A 16,120-nucleotide genomic window follows, 5' to 3' on the forward strand; every position below is an offset into this window, starting at 1 on the left:
GACGGGCCAAATGCCGATATATATACATAGCTTGATTAATTCCCATGAGGAGGTGCCCACACTTGAATATCAGCGGATTAATCAGAAGCGTTCTGAACGACATGCAAGCTTCCGAACCTAAAGTATTAGAGCTCAAGGTGGGAGAGGTCGTTAAAGGAATGGTATTGCAGCTTCTGTCCGAAACGGATGCTATCATCAACATAGGTGGTGTACAAGTACGAGCCAAGCTGGAAACTCCCTTAAAGCAAGGAGAGGTCACTCTGCTTCAGGTGCAGCCTGAGAACAGCTCTGGACAAATGGTTTTAAAACCATTGGGTGCATCGGTCGTACAAATTGCCGACGGTTCTTTAGCCGAGGTATTAAAAAATGTCGGGCTGCCGGACAATGCTATCAACCGTCAAATCATCCAGACCCTCCATCAATCGGGAGTACCACTTTCCAGGGATAATGTTCAGGCTTTTTCTCAGCTCCAGTCCCAGCTACCTGCTGCTGTTTCCCAGGAAGACTGGATTCCAGCAGCCGTGGTTGCTTTTCAAAAAGGAATTCCACTTTCAGGAGAAACCGTTACAGCGCTAAAACAGGTGATTACAGGACCTGCTTTTCATGAGACGCTTCAGCAATTGGACGACCAGATGACCAAGCTTTTATCCGATAACCAGAACTTGTCGACTTCGACAAGATCAGCCATAGATGCCTTTAAAGGTGTTGTTGCAGTTGTAAAGGAGGCTTCCAGCGAGTTGATGCCCAATGTGGCTTCCCTGCTTTCGGATACGGAAGTTGAGAATATGTTAACCGCGACCAAGGAGGCTGGGCGTCAGCAGAATGCATCACAAGCGTCTGTAGCCGCTCCAAATGATATGGATGCAGATATTCAACAGGCTGCTAAAATGTCCGGTACGAGCCCTTCAGGTGCGGCTGCGGGGTTCAATCAGGCTGGATCTACATTACTTGCAGGTGAAGCAAGCTCGACAAGTCCCAAATCGACTTTGTTACAAGCTGACACTTTATTAACCAAGCCTGACCCGGCTTTCAATGCTGCGGCAGAAGACGGTCCGTCGAATTCAGCAATAATATCAAAAACGGGGTCACAGAGCTTAGAGCAGATTTCGACGTTAACAAAATCAGCTGCTAATCTCACACAGACCCAGACTCTGCCATCATCCCTACTCGGATCAGGTACTGGCATTTTAACGGATAATTCCGGTCGTGCTGTTGAGGTTACCCCTGTACAGCCTACTGTCACTAACAGTGCAACAGCTGCAGCACTGAACAACACTTTGAAGATAAATCCTGAGCAGATGACTTCGGAGCAGCTGAGGGAAACCGCCGTTCGTCCTAATCAGACGCAATCGACGGCGAATAATGGGACAGCTCCTACTCTACCTTCCGACATTCAGTCGGATACAAGCGAACATTGGATTTCCAAGCTGATCAAGGCGGTAGGTGTAGAGCATGAGCAAGCGATATTTAAGCTGCCGGAAAAAAACGGCCTTGATAGTCAGCTGTTGTCTGCTGCAAGCTTAAGCGATCGAAGTTCAGATTTACAAGCACCCGCTGGTACTCAGCAGGATCCGTTGAAATCCGTGGATACTCTGAAGAGTGCACTTCTCATGCTCGTGCAATCCGACGATACACCGGCTGCTCTGAAAGAGACGGCACAGCAGGCGATCCAACAAATAACGGGACAGCAATTGCTGCTGAATACGGACAGAACCTCGGCTTTTTCCAATATTACGATGTTTATTCCGATCATCAATGCCAATGGGGAACAGACAGCAGCTATTCATATTCAATCCCGAAAAGGTGCGCGTGGTGAAATTGATGCGAATAACTGCAGACTTGTGTTTGATTTGCGGATGAAAGCTTTAGGGGATACGATGATTGATGTTCAGGTGGTGGATCGCATTGTCAGCCTGCGTGTATTAAATGACCAGCCCTTTATACAGCCGTTACTGGAATCCCATCGTGAGGAAATAGCTGCGAGTTTATCGAAAATTGGTTATCAATTTATTTCTCTGAAATGCAGCCCTTATCCGGAAAAGGCTCAACCTACGGAAGAGAAAGCTGCTGGGAGCAGAACCGAATCCAATCTATCGAGCCAAATAAAATCGTTGTATGGTAAAAAACCTTACAAAGGAATGGATGTACGCGTATGAAGCCTAAAAACCCCAATCCATTAAAAAAAGCTATCGCTCTGAAGTATGCGCCGGGAGAGAAAGTTGCCCCGGTGCTTGTAGCCAAAGGCAAAGGGCATATGGCTGAAGCGATCATGAGAAAGGCCAAAGAAAACGGAGTGCCCATACAGGAGGATTCCTCACTCGTTGAGGTTCTTTCCAAATTGGAATTGGATCAGGAAATTCCTCCAGAACTTTACAAGCTGGTTGCTGAAATTTTAAGCTTTGTTTATCGGTCTGATGGACGAGCCAAACAAATACAGGTTAAATCCTATGAATAATCCCTTAACACGTAAACAACTGGGTAATGTAGGAGAAGGATTGGCTTGGAAGTATCTCGAGGGACTGCATTATGAGATCATTGAGAAAAACTGGCGCTGTCGAACCGGGGAAATCGATCTGATTGTGAAGGATGGCAGCTTTCTTGTGTTTGTGGAAGTGCGGACACGCAGCGGCAGCCCGCAATTTGGAACGCCCCAAGAATCGGTTAATGCCAAAAAGCAGCAGCAGGTGATGGAGACTGCTCAGTTCTACGTTCATCGTTATCAGAAACAGCAGCTTCAACTTCGATTTGATGTCATTAGTATCTTAACAACTAAGACAGGTGAGCAAGTTTCTTTGGATCATCTGGTCAATGCTTTTTAAAAGAGAAGTCAATTTCAATCAAAAAAAGAGCCGATCAGCGCCATCCTTTAGGTTGGGTTTTCGGCTTTTGGTTAAATATTCGTTGAACAATCGTTCGGTGTTTTTTTGTTTCCATAATCCGATTTATCTCCTCCATAACCAATCTCAATCGTTCGTCCTCTGTACTGACCTTGCGTAGTTCTGTATATGCATATTTACTCACGGTGAGTATCCTTTCCAAAAACAGTTTTAAGAGACAAGTACACGGTGGAGGCAAGAAAAATAAAACCCAATGCATTCCATAATCCCAGCATCATACATGTTCACTCCTATACTTTCGGGTAATGCTATTATACTACATTGTTGTTGAAAAATGTCGCAATTTGAATGAAAATTTAGGTAATTAGTATTAATATTTGATTTTTTGTAACAAAAAAAGACAAATCTATATAGATTCGTCTTTTATGAGGCAGGATGAGAGACCTATACAGTTGACTGGCGGGTGTTGGTCGGTGAATGCGTTTTTTTATCCAGACTGCGATACTGCAGGGCTTCAGCCAAATGAGGAATCCCCAGCTGTGGACTGCCATCCAGGTCGGCAATCGTGCGTGCAATTTTGAGAATGCGATCATAGGCCCGCACACTCAAGCCAAGGATTTCAAACGATTTTTGGAGTAACTGCTCGGCCTCCATACTCAGCTGGCAGTGCTGCTTTAACAATTTACCGGAAAGCTCACTATTAAATGTAATGGAAGCATGCTTATACCTGTGAAGCTGAATGTGACGAGCTTGGTCGACATGAGCTTTCATTTCCTGAGAAGAGAGTTGAGCTGTTTTTTCAACGATTTGACCATATTCAATACGCGGCACTTCGATCTGCAAATCGATTCGATCCAGCAGAGGACCCGATATTTTAGATCGATAGTGCTCAATTTTAAGCTCACTGCAAGTGCATACATGTGCCGGTGTTTCGGCGCCCCAGTAACCGCAAGGGCAAGGGTTCATTGACGCTGCGAATATAAAATTAGACGGGAAGCGATAGGTGGCGCGTGCCCTTCCTATTGTGACGTAGCGTTCTTCCAACGGTTGGCGCAGAACCTCAAGAACATTTCGGGAAAACTCAGGCAGTTCATCCAAAAATAATACGCCGCGATGTGCCAGGCTAATCTCTCCTGGTTTGGGAATACCGCCTCCACCGACGAGGCCAGCCGAAGAAACAGAATGATGCGGCATTCGAAATGGACGCTCGCGTATCAAGCTGCTGCGGTCGGCAAATTTACCAGACGCACTGTAGATTTTCGTTACCTCGAGAGCTTCCTGATCGGACATGACGGGAAGTATCGAGGGCAGTCTTTTGACAAGCATGGTTTTGCCTGTGCCCGGGGGACCAAGAAGCAGGATATTATGCATCCCGGCTGCACAAATCATCAGTGCTCGTTTGGCTTGCATTTGACCATGAACATCCGCGTAATCTTCAATGGATGCTGAAATCCTGGCGTCGGGCGATTTTGATTTAGATGGCGAATAATTAGTCATATTAAAGAGATGGGCGATTCCATTGTGAAGGTCATTCAAATGAGAAAGACAACCAATCTCAATATCCGGGATTAACGCTGCCTCCTGATAATTAGGTCTCGGTATCAGAATGCGGCGTATGCCTTGCTCACTGGCCGAAGCGATCATAGATAACACACCCGGGATTGCACGCACTGTTCCGTCCAAGGCCAGCTCACCTAAAATAAGGATTTGTTCGGGTAATTCCAACTGCAACTGGCCGCTTGTATATAAAATGCCCATAGCAATTGCCAAATCGAATGCCGAACCTTCCTTGCGTACATCAGCGGGAGCAAGATTTATCGTTATACGCTGCAATGGAAACGTATATCCACAATTTTTAATGGCAGCTCTTACACGTTCTATGGACTCTTTGACAGCACTGTCGGGAAGCCCGACGATATTCATTTGCGGCAAACCATTACTTAAATCCACCTCTACCTCAACAAGCTTACCTTCAACACCGTGCAGGCAGGCACTCATTACTTTTCCATACACAAAAAAACACCTTCCCTCATCGTCATTCCATTCGGGCAAAAGGTGCTTCCTCATCGTCCATATGATTTTCCTTATTGTACCATAAATCAACTTGATGGCAATTGAATTGTGGTTGGCTACATGCTTTATTATTTCCTCGGGAATGATATAATACGGGATTTTTTTCAGTACCATAAAAAAGTTTAATTGAAAAATGACAGCTTTCCGTGAAAAAAGAAGGAAACTATCGAAAAATAATGGTACAATGGTTAAGGTTTTGTTGAGTTGTCTGCACTCGGCAGGATTTTGTATGCATCACAGCGAATATTTCCTTCGTTTGATGAGGAGCTTGCACATTCGCTGCAGTTCTTGCTTATATAGAAATTGGCAAGCTATTACTGATAGGAGGATTTTGCTAAATGAATATCCATGAGTATCAAGGCAAACAGTTGCTGAAGCAATACGGAGTTGCCGTCCCTAATGGGAAGGTTGCTTTTACAGTGGAAGAAGCGGTTGAGGCTGCGCAACAACTCGGAACTCCAGTCGTTGTCGTTAAGGCACAGATTCATGCAGGCGGACGCGGTAAAGCAGGCGGCGTTAAAGTAGCCAAAGGCTTGGATGAGGTTCGTACATATGCAGAACAGATCCTGGGCAAAGTTCTGGTTACTCATCAGACAGGTCCCGAAGGTAAAGAAGTCAAGCGTCTCTTAATTGAAGAAGGCTGTGACATTAAAAAAGAATACTACATCGGGGTCGTTGTTGACCGTGAAACTGGACGCGTTGTAATGATGGCGTCTGAAGAAGGCGGCACAGAGATCGAAGAAGTAGCTGAGCATTCCCCTGAAAAAATCTTTAAAGAAGTTATTGATCCAGCTATCGGATTGCAAGCATTCCAGGCACGTAAGCTTGCTTATGCAATCAAGATTCCTAATGAATTAGTTAATAAAGCCGTGAAGTTCATGGTTGCCTTATACACTGCGTTTGTTGATAAAGATTGCTCCATTGCAGAAATCAATCCGTTGGTAGTAACAGGTAGCGGAGATGTAATGGCACTTGATGCTAAGCTTAATTTTGATTCCAACGCTTTGTATCGTCACAAAGATATTTTGGAGCTTCGTGACCTTGAAGAAGAAGATGAGAAGGAAATTCAGGCTTCCAAGTATGATTTGAGCTATATCGCACTTGAAGGAAACATCGGTTGTATGGTCAATGGTGCAGGTCTTGCCATGGCAACAATGGATATTATTAAATATTACGGCGGAAATCCGGCCAACTTCCTGGACGTAGGGGGCGGTGCAACAACGGAGAAGGTTACAGAAGCGTTCAAAATCATCCTTTCCGACGAAGCAGTTAAAGGTATTTTTGTAAACATCTTCGGTGGTATTATGAAATGCGATATTATCGCCAATGGTGTTGTTGAAGCTGCCAAGCAATTAGGCTTGACGCGTCCGCTTGTGGTTCGTTTGGAAGGTACTAATGTTGAGCTCGGCAAAAAAATCTTGAATGAATCCGGTTTGAATATCGTAACAGCTGACTCGATGGCGGATGGTGCGCAAAAAATCGTGGCTCTGGTTTCCTAATCATAATTAATTAATCAAGGGATGTGACCTATACCAAATGAGTATTTTAGTAAATAAGGATACAAAAGTTATCACTCAAGGGATCACTGGCTCCGTAGGTATGTTCCACACTAAAGGTGGTCTTGATTACGGAACACAAATGGTAGGCGGCGTAACACCGGGTAAGGGCGGAACGAAGATTGATATCGAATTGGAAAATGGCACTACCGCTTCCCTTCCTGTATTTAATACTGTAGTCGAAGCTCAAAAAGCAACAGGCGCGACAGTTTCCGTTATTTATGTACCTCCTGCTTTTGCAGCAGATGCTATATTGGAAGCTATCGATGCTGAGCTTGAATTGGTTATTTGTATCACTGAAGGTATTCCGGTACTGGACATGGTAAAAGTAGCACGTTACCTGGAAGGCAAGAAAACTCGCTTAATCGGTCCTAACTGCCCAGGCGTAATTACACCAGGTGAATGCAAAATTGGAATCATGCCAGGATACATCCATACACCAGGTCACGTAGGCGTTGTTTCCCGTAGTGGAACATTGACTTACGAGGCTGTTCATCAATTGACAACACGTGGTATTGGTCAATCGTCAGCTGTTGGTATCGGTGGAGACCCTGTTAAAGGTTCTGAGTTCATTGATATTTTACGATTGTTCAATGACGATCCAGATACGTATGCCGTTATTATGATTGGTGAAATCGGTGGAACAGCTGAAGAAGAAGCAGCTGAATGGATCGCGGCTAATATGACGAAACCGGTAGTAGGCTTTATCGGTGGTCAAACGGCTCCTCCAGGAAAAAGAATGGGCCATGCTGGCGCAATCATTTCCGGTGGTAAAGGCACAGCAGCTGAAAAAGTAGCAACCATGGAGCGCTGCGGACTTAAAGTAGCCCCAACCCCTTCTGAAATGGGTTCTACTTTAGTCAGCGTTTTGGAAGAAAAAGGGCTTTTGGAAAAATGTATCACTAAATAAATATCAATTAATAGGCAAGAAGCCTTCTACTCCTTAACAGGATTAGGAGGCTTTTTTTATATACCAAACAGACCAAAAGTTGTTCTCAATGGAGGAGTGATATATACTATGGACAATCGAACCCTACTTATCATGCTGCATCAAACCGATGCGATAGGCTGGAAAACCATTTTACGAATCGTCAGTCTTTTTTCTGAATTGATTGAGGCTGTGCATGTAACTTCTGCTGATTGGATGCAGTTGGGACTTACGGAAGCTAGAGCAAATGCGGTTGCAAAAGGTTTTATGGAAGCAACAACAGAGCGAGTAGAAGCCGTAATGGAAAAGTATAGAAGCAGACAAATTGAGATTATTACGATATTTGATGCCAATTACCCCTATTTATTGAAGCAAACGGCTGAGCCGCCTTGGGTTCTTTATGTTCGAGGACGTTTAGAATTATTAAATTCGCCAAGTATAGGAATAGTAGGAACACGAAATCCGACTGTATATGGCCGTAAAATCGCAGAGCAATTTTCTGAAGAGCTGTCTGCGGCAAATGTATGCGTGATCAGCGGATTAGCTAGAGGGATTGACAGTTCAGCACATGTAGGTGCTCTTCGCCAAAAAGGCAGTACGATCGCAGTGTTGGGATGTGGCATAGAACACATTTATCCCCCTGAGAACAAGTCGCTTTATATGACGATAGCCGAGCAAGGCTTGCTGGTAAGTGAATACCCGCTTAACACCAAATCACATCCCGGTATGTTTCCGCAGCGAAATCGGATTATTGCTGGCTTGAGCTTTGGCGTTGTTGTTGTAGAAGCAGCACTCAAAAGCGGTTCACTCATTACAGCTGACCAGGCTTTGGAAGAATCTCGTGATGTATTTGCGATTCCTGGTCCTGTGTCTTCACCCAAAAGCCAAGGTACGCTCGCTCTTATTAAACAAGGCGCGAAGCTTGTCAGCTGTGTAGATGATATCTTGGAGGAATACCGTCATCGGATAACATCAGACCCGACGAGACATAGTAAGCATGAACAAGAAGAGCCGCAAAAGCTGTCAGTAGATGAACAAACCATTACTAAGCTTCTGCAGCAAAGGCCCTTAAGTATTGATGAACTGCTAGCGGGAAGTCAATTTACCTTTGGACATTTGCACGCAGTTCTGTTAAATTTACTATTGACTAAGCGCGTGGAACAATTACCTGGTTCTCTATACGCTATTTGTTAAATATATATATCAAAATTGAGGGGGGAAGGACGCTTATGGCAGATTCTTTAGTCATTGTGGAGTCACCCGCAAAAGCAAAAACAATCGGCAAGTACTTAGGCAGCAAGTTTATTGTAAAAGCATCAATGGGCCATATACGTGATCTTCCGAAAAGCCAAATTGGTGTTGAAATAAATAATAATTTTGAACCTAAATACATTACGATCCGCGGAAAAGGCTCCATTCTTAAGGAACTTAAAGATGCTCGAAAGAAAGTGAAAAAAGTTTATCTCGCAGCTGACCCGGATCGTGAAGGTGAAGCGATCGCTTGGCATCTGGCCCATTATTTGGAGTTGGATGAAGCAGAAGAATGCCGCGTTGTATTTAATGAAATAACCAAGCAGGCAGTCAAGGATGCTTTTAAAACACCACGTAAGATCGATCTAGATCTTGTTAATGCCCAACAGGCCCGACGTATTCTGGATCGTCTTGTTGGTTACAAAATCAGTCCACTGCTTTGGAAAAAAGTCAAAAAAGGTTTATCTGCCGGACGGGTTCAATCTGTAGCCGTAAAGCTTATTTATGATCGTGAAAATGAAGTTAAAGCTTTTGTTCCAGAAGAATATTGGTCCATTACCGCAAAACTCCTAGCCGGAACCAGCGAGTTTGAAGCCAAGTTTCATAGTATACATGGTGAAAAGAAAGAACTGAATAATGAGCAAGAGGTCAATGAAATCCTAAAAGGCTTGGAGAAAGCCAAGTATGTCATTCAAGAGGTTAAAGAAAAAGAGCGTTTACGCAATCCGTCGCCACCTTTTATCACGAGCTCCTTACAGCAGGAAGCTGCCCGTAAGCTGAACTTCCGCGCATCCAAAACGATGTCAGTAGCTCAACAATTATATGAAGGCATTGAGCTTGGGAGCGAAGGTACTGTCGGTTTAATTACTTATATGCGTACAGACTCAACAAGAGTTTCACCTATTGCTCAAGAAGAAGCCAAGGATTTTATTGCGAACAAATATGGGGATGCTTTTTATCCGGAAACACCCCGTGTATATATCAAGAAAGCAGCTAATGCTCAGGATGCGCATGAAGCGATTCGTCCCAGCTCAATTTTACGGGAACCTGATCAAATGAAAGAGCACCTGAGTCGTGATCAGCATCGTTTATACAAGCTTGTCTGGGAACGATTTGTAGCTAGCCAGATGGCTTCAGCCATTCTCGATACAATGACAGTGGATATCTCGGCAGGAGATGCTGTGTTTCGTGCAGCAGGGTCCAAAATGAAATTTGCTGGTTTTATGAAAGTATATGTTGAAGGAAACGATGATGGTACGACAGAAGAAGACAAGCTGCTCCCCCCATTGCAAAAGGGAGATAAGCTGAAGAAAAACCAGCTTGAGCCGAAACAGCACTTTACACAGCCACCGCCGCGATATACGGAAGCGCGTTTGGTAAAGGCTCTGGAGGAAATGGGAATCGGCCGGCCAAGTACATATGCACCGACTCTGGAAACGATTCAGAAGCGCGGCTATGTGGCCATTGATGAGAAAAAATTCGTACCTACGGAGCTTGGTGAACTGGTTATCCAGCAAATGATCGAGTATTTCCCTGAAATCCTGGATGTCGAATTTACGGCTCACATGGAAGGTGAGCTTGATAATGTAGAAGGCGGAACCGAGAATTGGGTTAAGGTACTTGGAGATTTCTATGAATCCTTCGAAAAGCGGCTTGTGTTTGCCGAAGAAGAAATGGAAAAAATCGAAATCAAAGATGAAGTCTCAGATGAAATTTGTGAAAAATGCGGACTTCATCTCGTATATAAAATGGGACGCTTTGGTAAGTTTCTTGCTTGCTCGGGATTTCCTGACTGTCGAAATACGAAACCAATCGTGAAGGACATCGGCGTGATCTGTCCAACCTGTAAGGTGGGTCATATCATTGAACGTCGCAGTAAAAAGGGTAGAATTTTTTATGGCTGTGATCAGTACCCTGCCTGTGAGTTCGTATCCTGGGATAAGCCGGTGGAGCAGCCTTGCCCCAAATGCAGTTCCATGTTGATCGAAAAAAGAAACAAGAACGGTGTATTCCATCAATGTGTTCAATGTGATTTTAAAGAAGAGGTTCAGGAAAATGACTAATTAATCGCCATTCCCGGGAATGACTTAACTAAAAGTTAAGCTGGCGATTCAATTTTTGAAGATAAGCTTAGGAGGATATGATGGTGTCAGAATTACCAAGTGTTACCGTAATCGGGGCTGGCTTGGCTGGTAGTGAAGCTGCATGGCAAATTGCTAATCAAGGTGTCCCTGTTATTTTATACGAAATGCGTCCTGTGAAGAAAACACCTGCGCATATTTCAGATCAGTTTGCTGAATTGGTGTGCAGCAATTCGCTTCGTGCGAATGGACTTGCTAACGCTGTTGGTGTATTAAAGGAAGAAATGCGTCACCTTAATTCGTTGATTCTTCGTTGTGCTGACAAACATGCGGTTCCTGCTGGCGGGGCGCTGGCAGTGGATCGTGACGGTTTCTCAGGAGAAGTAACCTCCATGCTGCGCAATCATCCGTTGATTGAGGTGCGGAATGCGGAGCTGGAATCGCTGCCTGAGGGGATAACGGTGGTGGCAACGGGTCCGCTAACATCACCTGCACTTTCTGCACATTTGCAGCAGCTAATGGGGGAAGAGTATTTATATTTTTATGATGCTGCTGCTCCTATCATCGAGAAGGATTCCATCGACATGAGCAAGGTATATCTGGCTTCGCGTTACGATAAAGGGGAAGCTGCTTATCTGAACTGTCCGATGACTGAAGAAGAATTTAATGAGTTTCATGATGCTCTTGTGTCAGCTGAGGTAGCGCCGATCAAAGATTTTGAAAAAGAGATTTATTTTGAAGGCTGTATGCCCATAGAGGTCATGTCACAAAGAGGCAAGCAAACGGCATTATTTGGCCCTATGAAGCCGGTAGGTTTGATCAATCCGCATACGAATGAGCTTCCCTATGCTGTCGTTCAATTGCGTCAAGATAATGCTGCAGGAACCCTATATAATATGGTAGGTTTTCAAACTCACTTAAAATGGGGAGAGCAAAAACGGGTATTCTCATTAATTCCCGGATTGGAAAATGCCGAGTTTGTCCGTTACGGTGTCATGCATCGCAATACATTTATTAATTCTCCCAAGTTGCTGAAGCCGACTTATCAGTTCGTCAACAGGGACAATTTGTTTTTTGCGGGTCAGATGACCGGTGTTGAAGGTTATGTCGAATCTGCGGCCTCCGGATTAATAGCAGGAATAAATGCAGGACGTTTTGCAAAGGGTAAAGAATGTGTGGTATTACCGCTGGATACGACACTGGGCAGCATGGCTAATTATATTACGACTGCTGATTTCAATCATTTTCAACCGATGAATGCCAACTTCGGACTTTTACCACCTTTGGGTGAGCGATTTAAAAGTAAAAAGCTCAAAAATGAAAAAATAGCTCAACGTGCTATTGAGAAAATTCAGAATTTTTCACAAAACGAATACAATTTAACTTGAAACGAAAAGCGTTACTATGATAATATAAGTTTTGGGCTTAAATAAATAAGATAATATTGTGAATACATTAACCTCTTATCGCGGCTGCCTGATTTGTGCGACTCGATCGAGGTTTTTCTATTGTATGATCCCGGTATAAAGTTTACTTTTTGGAGGTAGGTTTTGGATGGAGCAAACCTTTCATGCAACAACGATTTTTGCTATTAAGCATCAAGGTAAAGGTGCGATTGCCGGCGATGGGCAAGTAACTTTTGGCAACAGCATGGTCATGAAGAATTCAGCAAAAAAAGTGAGAAGACTGTACCGTGGCAAAGTGGTAGCAGGTTTTGCAGGAAGTGTTGCGGATGCGATTACTTTGTTTGAAAAGTTCGAAGCCAAGCTTGAGGAGCATCAAGGCAATCTGCAACGGGCTGCTGTTGAGCTTGCCAAGGAATGGCGGTCTGATCGTGTGCTGCGCAGGCTGGAAGCGATGATGATCGTAATGGACGCCAACTATGTTCTTTTGATCTCAGGTAATGGTGAAATTATTGAGCCTGATGACGGGATTTTGGCAATTGGATCAGGTGGCTCTTTTGCGCTAGCGGCTGGACGTGCGCTTCATCGTTATGCTCCGCAAATGAGTGCTAAGGAAATTGCGCAGGCTGCTCTAACCATGGCTGCTGAGATATGTGTGTTTACCAATCACAACATTATAGTGGAAGAAATCGAATAGGATGAGGGAGGTATTCTCTTGAAGCATACAGCTTTGACCCCCAGAGAGGTGGTCGCCAAGTTAGACCAGTACATTATAGGTCAAAAAAATGCCAAAAAATCGGTTGCCGTCGCTCTTCGTAATCGGTATCGTCGAAGCTTGCTCGATGAATCCATAAAGAACGAAATCGTGCCTAAAAACATTTTAATGATTGGACCTACAGGAGTCGGTAAAACAGAGATCGCCAGACGTTTAGCCAAATTGGTCAATGCTCCCTTTGTTAAAGTCGAAGCGACCAAATTTACAGAGGTTGGCTATGTTGGACGTGATGTCGAAGCGATGGTCAGAGATTTGGTTGAGACTTCGATTCGCATTGTCAAAGCAGAGCGCACGGAAAAATTAAAAGATAAAGCGGAACAGCTGGCAAATGATCGGATTGTTTCTATTTTAATACCAGGAGCCAATAAGCAGAAAACACAAAGGAATCCTTTGGAAATGTTATTTGGCAATGCCGGAAGCTCAGAGCCACAGGAACAAGAGGAAGACTATAATCTGATTTCCCGTAAGCAGGAGCTAAAGGAGCAACTGCTGAAAGGTCTTCTTGAGGATAAGACGATAGAGATTGAAGTGGAAGATAGTGCACCCAATATGCTGGATATGTTATCGGGTCAGGGTAACGAGCAGTCCGGAATGAATATGCAGGAAATGTTTGGAAGCTTGATGCCCAAGAAAATGAAAAAGCGTAAGCTGACTATCAAGGAAGCCCGAAAAGTATTGACTCAGGAAGAAGCCCAAAAGCTGCTGGAAATGGATGAGGTCATACAGGAAGCGATTCTGCGTGTCGAACAGCTTGGGATTATATTCATAGATGAAATCGATAAGATCTGCAGCTCCGGCCGCGGCAGCGGTCCTGATGTTTCACGGGAAGGTGTGCAGAGAGATATATTGCCTATCGTTGAAGGCTCGACAGTGATGACTAAATATGGACCGGTTCAAACCGATTATATTCTCTTTATTGCTGCAGGTGCTTTTCATATTGCCAAACCGTCCGATTTAATTCCTGAACTTCAAGGAAGATTTCCAATTCGGGTGGAATTAAGCAGTTTAACCGAGCAGGACTTTATACTCATTTTAAAAGAACCGCAGTATTCATTAACAAAGCAGTATACGGCTCTTTTGGAAACTGAAGGCATCCATGTCAATTTTTCTGATGCTGCAATTGAAGAAATTGCTCGTATTGCTGCAGAGGTTAATCAAAACACAGACAATATCGGAGCCAGACGTTTACACACGATACTCGAAAAATTACTGGAGGATCTGTCCTTCGAAGCTCCGGAGATCACTCTTGAACAAATTCTCATTACTCCTGAATATGTAAGAGAGAAGCTCTCGGATATTGTCCAAAACCGAGATTTAAGCCAATACATTTTATAACCCTTATTATAACCGTTGGACGCACTGGGAGGCAGTTTCATGACATTATTAGAAAAAACACGAACTTTGAACAGATTACTGCAAAAAGAAGCGGGGAACCCGGTCAGTTTTCTGAATATGGCTAGTGTGCTGAGTGACATTCTGCATGCCAATATATATGTAGTTAGTCGTAAGGGGAAAGTGCTCGGCAGAGCATTTGATACGGATGTTCAGGATGAAATATTGTCCGCAACCCTTGGAAGTGAGAACCGATTTCCGGACGAATACAATCAATTGCTGCTCAAAATCAACGAAACATCGTCAAATATGGGTGCGGATAGTGAATATCATGTTTTCGGGGAAGAGGCTAACATCTTCATTACCATTGTACCTGTCATTGGGGGCGGCGAAAGATTAGGCACCTTGATTTTGACTCGCTGGAATCATGCCTTTATCGATGACGACCTTATATTGGCTGAATATGGATCAACTGTAGTGGCAATGGAAATTCTGCACGAAAAAGCTGAGCAGATAGAGGTAGAAACTCGAAGTAAAGCGGTTGTACAGGTCGCTGTTGGTTCCTTATCGTTCAGTGAACTGGAAGCAGTCGAACATATTTTCGAACAGCTGGAAGGAAGTGAGGGGCTGCTTGTCGCAAGTAAAATAGCGGATCGTGTCGGAATTACAAGATCTGTGATTGTTAATGCGATGAGAAAGCTCGAAAGTGCCGGGGTAATTGAGACAAGATCCTTAGGTATGAAAGGCACCTATATTCGTGTTCTTAATGATCAACTTATGACCGGATTGCAAAGTATAAAGTTATAGTTAAATTACAGGTTATAAGCCCTATATATAAAATATAGGGCTTTTTTCTCATTGTAATAATTCCCAAATATCATCAATATAGTTATAGGTCTCTTTTACTATGATTATCAACGAAATTTGTTATATTTTATTTCGATTAATATGTCGAGAAAAGGAGGAATATGTATTAGACTTGTTGAATAGTACAATTTAACATTACCGAAAAAAGGTAGGAACAAACATGGATATTCTTAATAAAGCCGGCTTTAATCAAATGGAACGATCTTTGGATGCTGCAACTTTACGCCAGCGTGTCATCGCAGATAATGTGGCTAATGCAGATACTCCCTATTTCAAAAAATCAGAGGTTCGTTTTGAAGAGCTACTGCAGCAGGAATTGAATGTGTCTTCTTTTGAAGGGTACAGAACGGATCCTAAACATTTTTACATCGGGCGACCTGCCAGAGTAGAAGCACAGATTGTCAAAGACAAGCAATCGACGATCAATAACAATTTAAACAATGTGGATATTGATTCGGAGATGTCTTTAATGGCTAAGAACCAACTTCGGTATAATGTGATGGTTCAACAGATCAGCAATGATATTAAAAAGGCAAGAACGGCAATTCAAGGGAGAGGGTAACCAATGAAGCTTACGAACGGGTTTGATATTAGCTCCTCTGCATTAACGGCGCAACGTTTCCGAATGGATGTTATATCTTCTAACATTGCCAATGCTGACTCAACGAGAGCTAAACTAGTCAACGGAAAATGGGTACCTTATCAAAGGAAGCTGGTTACTATTGAGCCAAAGAAACCTTCGTTTGAGCAAGCTCTCCAAAATGCACAAACCAATGCCGCTGGAGAAGGGGTTAAAGTGACACAAATTATTGAGGATACTTCTCCCTTTAAGCAAGTTTACAACCCAACGCATCCCGACGCAGACGAGAACGGATTTTTAATGATGCCCAATGTTGACGTGCTTAAGGAAATGGTAGATATGATTTCTGCTTCCCGTTCTTATGAGGCCAACGTAACTGCACTCAATGCATCCAAATCATTGATCGCAAAAGCGTTGGAGATAGGCAGATAACAATT

General features: G+C 43.6%; 14 protein-coding genes. 13 read left to right on the plus strand and 1 reads right to left on the minus strand.

Translation table 11 applies throughout. From position 1 onward, the window contains the following. Positions 1 to 62: 62 nt before the first annotated feature. From OB236_RS24510 to OB236_RS24520, 3 genes are read left to right on the plus strand one after another with little or no spacing between them, the layout of a single operon-like run. Positions 63 to 2,156, plus strand: a complete 2,094-nt coding sequence (locus OB236_RS24510; protein WP_262686311.1) for a hypothetical protein — start codon at positions 63 to 65, stop codon at positions 2,154 to 2,156. Next, positions 2,153 to 2,455 (plus strand): EscU/YscU/HrcU family type III secretion system export apparatus switch protein, encoded by a 303-nt coding sequence (locus tag OB236_RS24515; protein WP_262686312.1) that lies wholly within the window; start codon positions 2,153 to 2,155, stop codon positions 2,453 to 2,455. The genes OB236_RS24510 and OB236_RS24515 overlap by 4 nt, the downstream gene beginning before the upstream one ends. Next, positions 2,448 to 2,819 (plus strand): YraN family protein, encoded by a 372-nt coding sequence (locus OB236_RS24520; protein WP_262686313.1) that lies wholly within the window; start codon positions 2,448 to 2,450, stop codon positions 2,817 to 2,819. Before OB236_RS24515 ends, OB236_RS24520 begins: the two co-directional genes overlap by 8 nt. A gap of 462 nt (positions 2,820 to 3,281) precedes the next feature. Here OB236_RS24520 and OB236_RS24525 read toward each other — a convergent pair whose 3' ends face one another. After that, positions 3,282 to 4,850: a YifB family Mg chelatase-like AAA ATPase gene (locus OB236_RS24525; protein WP_262686613.1), complete on the minus strand. Its 1,569-nt coding sequence runs from the start codon at positions 4,848 to 4,850 to the stop codon at positions 3,282 to 3,284. A 398-nt stretch (positions 4,851 to 5,248) separates the two neighbouring features. Here OB236_RS24525 and sucC point away from each other — a divergent pair, with 398 nt between their 5' ends. The 10 genes from sucC to flgC all read left to right on the plus strand — a co-directional run bounded on the left by sucC (position 5,249) and on the right by flgC (position 16,115). Further along, positions 5,249 to 6,409: an ADP-forming succinate--CoA ligase subunit beta gene (gene sucC / locus OB236_RS24530; RefSeq protein ID WP_076232713.1), complete on the plus strand. Its 1,161-nt coding sequence runs from the start codon at positions 5,249 to 5,251 to the stop codon at positions 6,407 to 6,409. A gap of 37 nt (positions 6,410 to 6,446) precedes the next feature. Further along, positions 6,447 to 7,376: a succinate--CoA ligase subunit alpha gene (gene sucD / locus OB236_RS24535; RefSeq protein ID WP_076232716.1), complete on the plus strand. Its 930-nt coding sequence runs from the start codon at positions 6,447 to 6,449 to the stop codon at positions 7,374 to 7,376. Between the two features lie 108 nt (positions 7,377 to 7,484). Continuing rightward, positions 7,485 to 8,588, plus strand: coding sequence for a DNA-processing protein DprA (dprA, locus tag OB236_RS24540; RefSeq protein WP_262686314.1), 1,104 nt, complete (start codon positions 7,485 to 7,487; stop codon positions 8,586 to 8,588). Positions 8,589 to 8,623: 35 nt separating this feature from the next. Continuing rightward, entirely contained in the window at positions 8,624 to 10,708 is a 2,085-nt protein-coding gene (gene topA / locus OB236_RS24545) for a type I DNA topoisomerase (RefSeq protein WP_262686315.1), read from the plus strand. A gap of 83 nt (positions 10,709 to 10,791) precedes the next feature. Then, on the plus strand, positions 10,792 to 12,114 hold the full coding sequence (trmFO, locus tag OB236_RS24550) for an FADH(2)-oxidizing methylenetetrahydrofolate--tRNA-(uracil(54)-C(5))-methyltransferase TrmFO (protein ID WP_262686316.1): 1,323 nt from the start codon (positions 10,792 to 10,794) through the stop codon (positions 12,112 to 12,114). A gap of 166 nt (positions 12,115 to 12,280) precedes the next feature. Further along, entirely contained in the window at positions 12,281 to 12,826 is a 546-nt protein-coding gene (gene hslV / locus OB236_RS24555) for an ATP-dependent protease subunit HslV (protein ID WP_262686317.1), read from the plus strand. Positions 12,827 to 12,844: 18 nt separating this feature from the next. Next, positions 12,845 to 14,239, plus strand: coding sequence for an ATP-dependent protease ATPase subunit HslU (gene hslU / locus OB236_RS24560; protein ID WP_262686318.1), 1,395 nt, complete (start codon positions 12,845 to 12,847; stop codon positions 14,237 to 14,239). Between the two features lie 39 nt (positions 14,240 to 14,278). Beyond that, entirely contained in the window at positions 14,279 to 15,043 is a 765-nt protein-coding gene (gene codY, locus OB236_RS24565) for a GTP-sensing pleiotropic transcriptional regulator CodY (RefSeq protein WP_262686319.1), read from the plus strand. Positions 15,044 to 15,263: 220 nt separating this feature from the next. Continuing rightward, complete coding sequence (flgB, locus tag OB236_RS24570) at positions 15,264 to 15,665, plus strand: flagellar basal body rod protein FlgB (protein ID WP_076232729.1); 402 nt, start codon at positions 15,264 to 15,266, stop codon at positions 15,663 to 15,665. A 3-nt stretch (positions 15,666 to 15,668) separates the two neighbouring features. After that, on the plus strand, positions 15,669 to 16,115 hold the full coding sequence (gene flgC / locus OB236_RS24575; RefSeq protein ID WP_076232732.1) for a flagellar basal body rod protein FlgC: 447 nt from the start codon (positions 15,669 to 15,671) through the stop codon (positions 16,113 to 16,115). Positions 16,116 to 16,120 lie beyond the last annotated feature (5 nt).

This window comes from Paenibacillus baimaensis (assembly GCF_025567575.1).

Coding starts and splice junctions, on each gene's coding strand:
- OB236_RS24515 (WP_262686312.1), top strand. CDS start 2,153: ATGAAGCCTAAAAACCCCAATCCATTAAAAAAAGCTATCGCTCTGAAG.
- OB236_RS24520 (WP_262686313.1), top strand. CDS start 2,448: ATGAATAATCCCTTAACACGTAAACAACTGGGTAATGTAGGAGAAGGA.
- sucC (WP_076232713.1), top strand. CDS start 5,249: ATGAATATCCATGAGTATCAAGGCAAACAGTTGCTGAAGCAATACGGA.
- sucD (WP_076232716.1), top strand. CDS start 6,447: ATGAGTATTTTAGTAAATAAGGATACAAAAGTTATCACTCAAGGGATC.
- dprA (WP_262686314.1), top strand. CDS start 7,485: ATGGACAATCGAACCCTACTTATCATGCTGCATCAAACCGATGCGATA.
- topA (WP_262686315.1), top strand. CDS start 8,624: ATGGCAGATTCTTTAGTCATTGTGGAGTCACCCGCAAAAGCAAAAACA.
- hslV (WP_262686317.1), top strand. CDS start 12,281: ATGGAGCAAACCTTTCATGCAACAACGATTTTTGCTATTAAGCATCAA.
- codY (WP_262686319.1), top strand. CDS start 14,279: ATGACATTATTAGAAAAAACACGAACTTTGAACAGATTACTGCAAAAA.
- flgB (WP_076232729.1), top strand. CDS start 15,264: ATGGATATTCTTAATAAAGCCGGCTTTAATCAAATGGAACGATCTTTG.
- flgC (WP_076232732.1), top strand. CDS start 15,669: ATGAAGCTTACGAACGGGTTTGATATTAGCTCCTCTGCATTAACGGCG.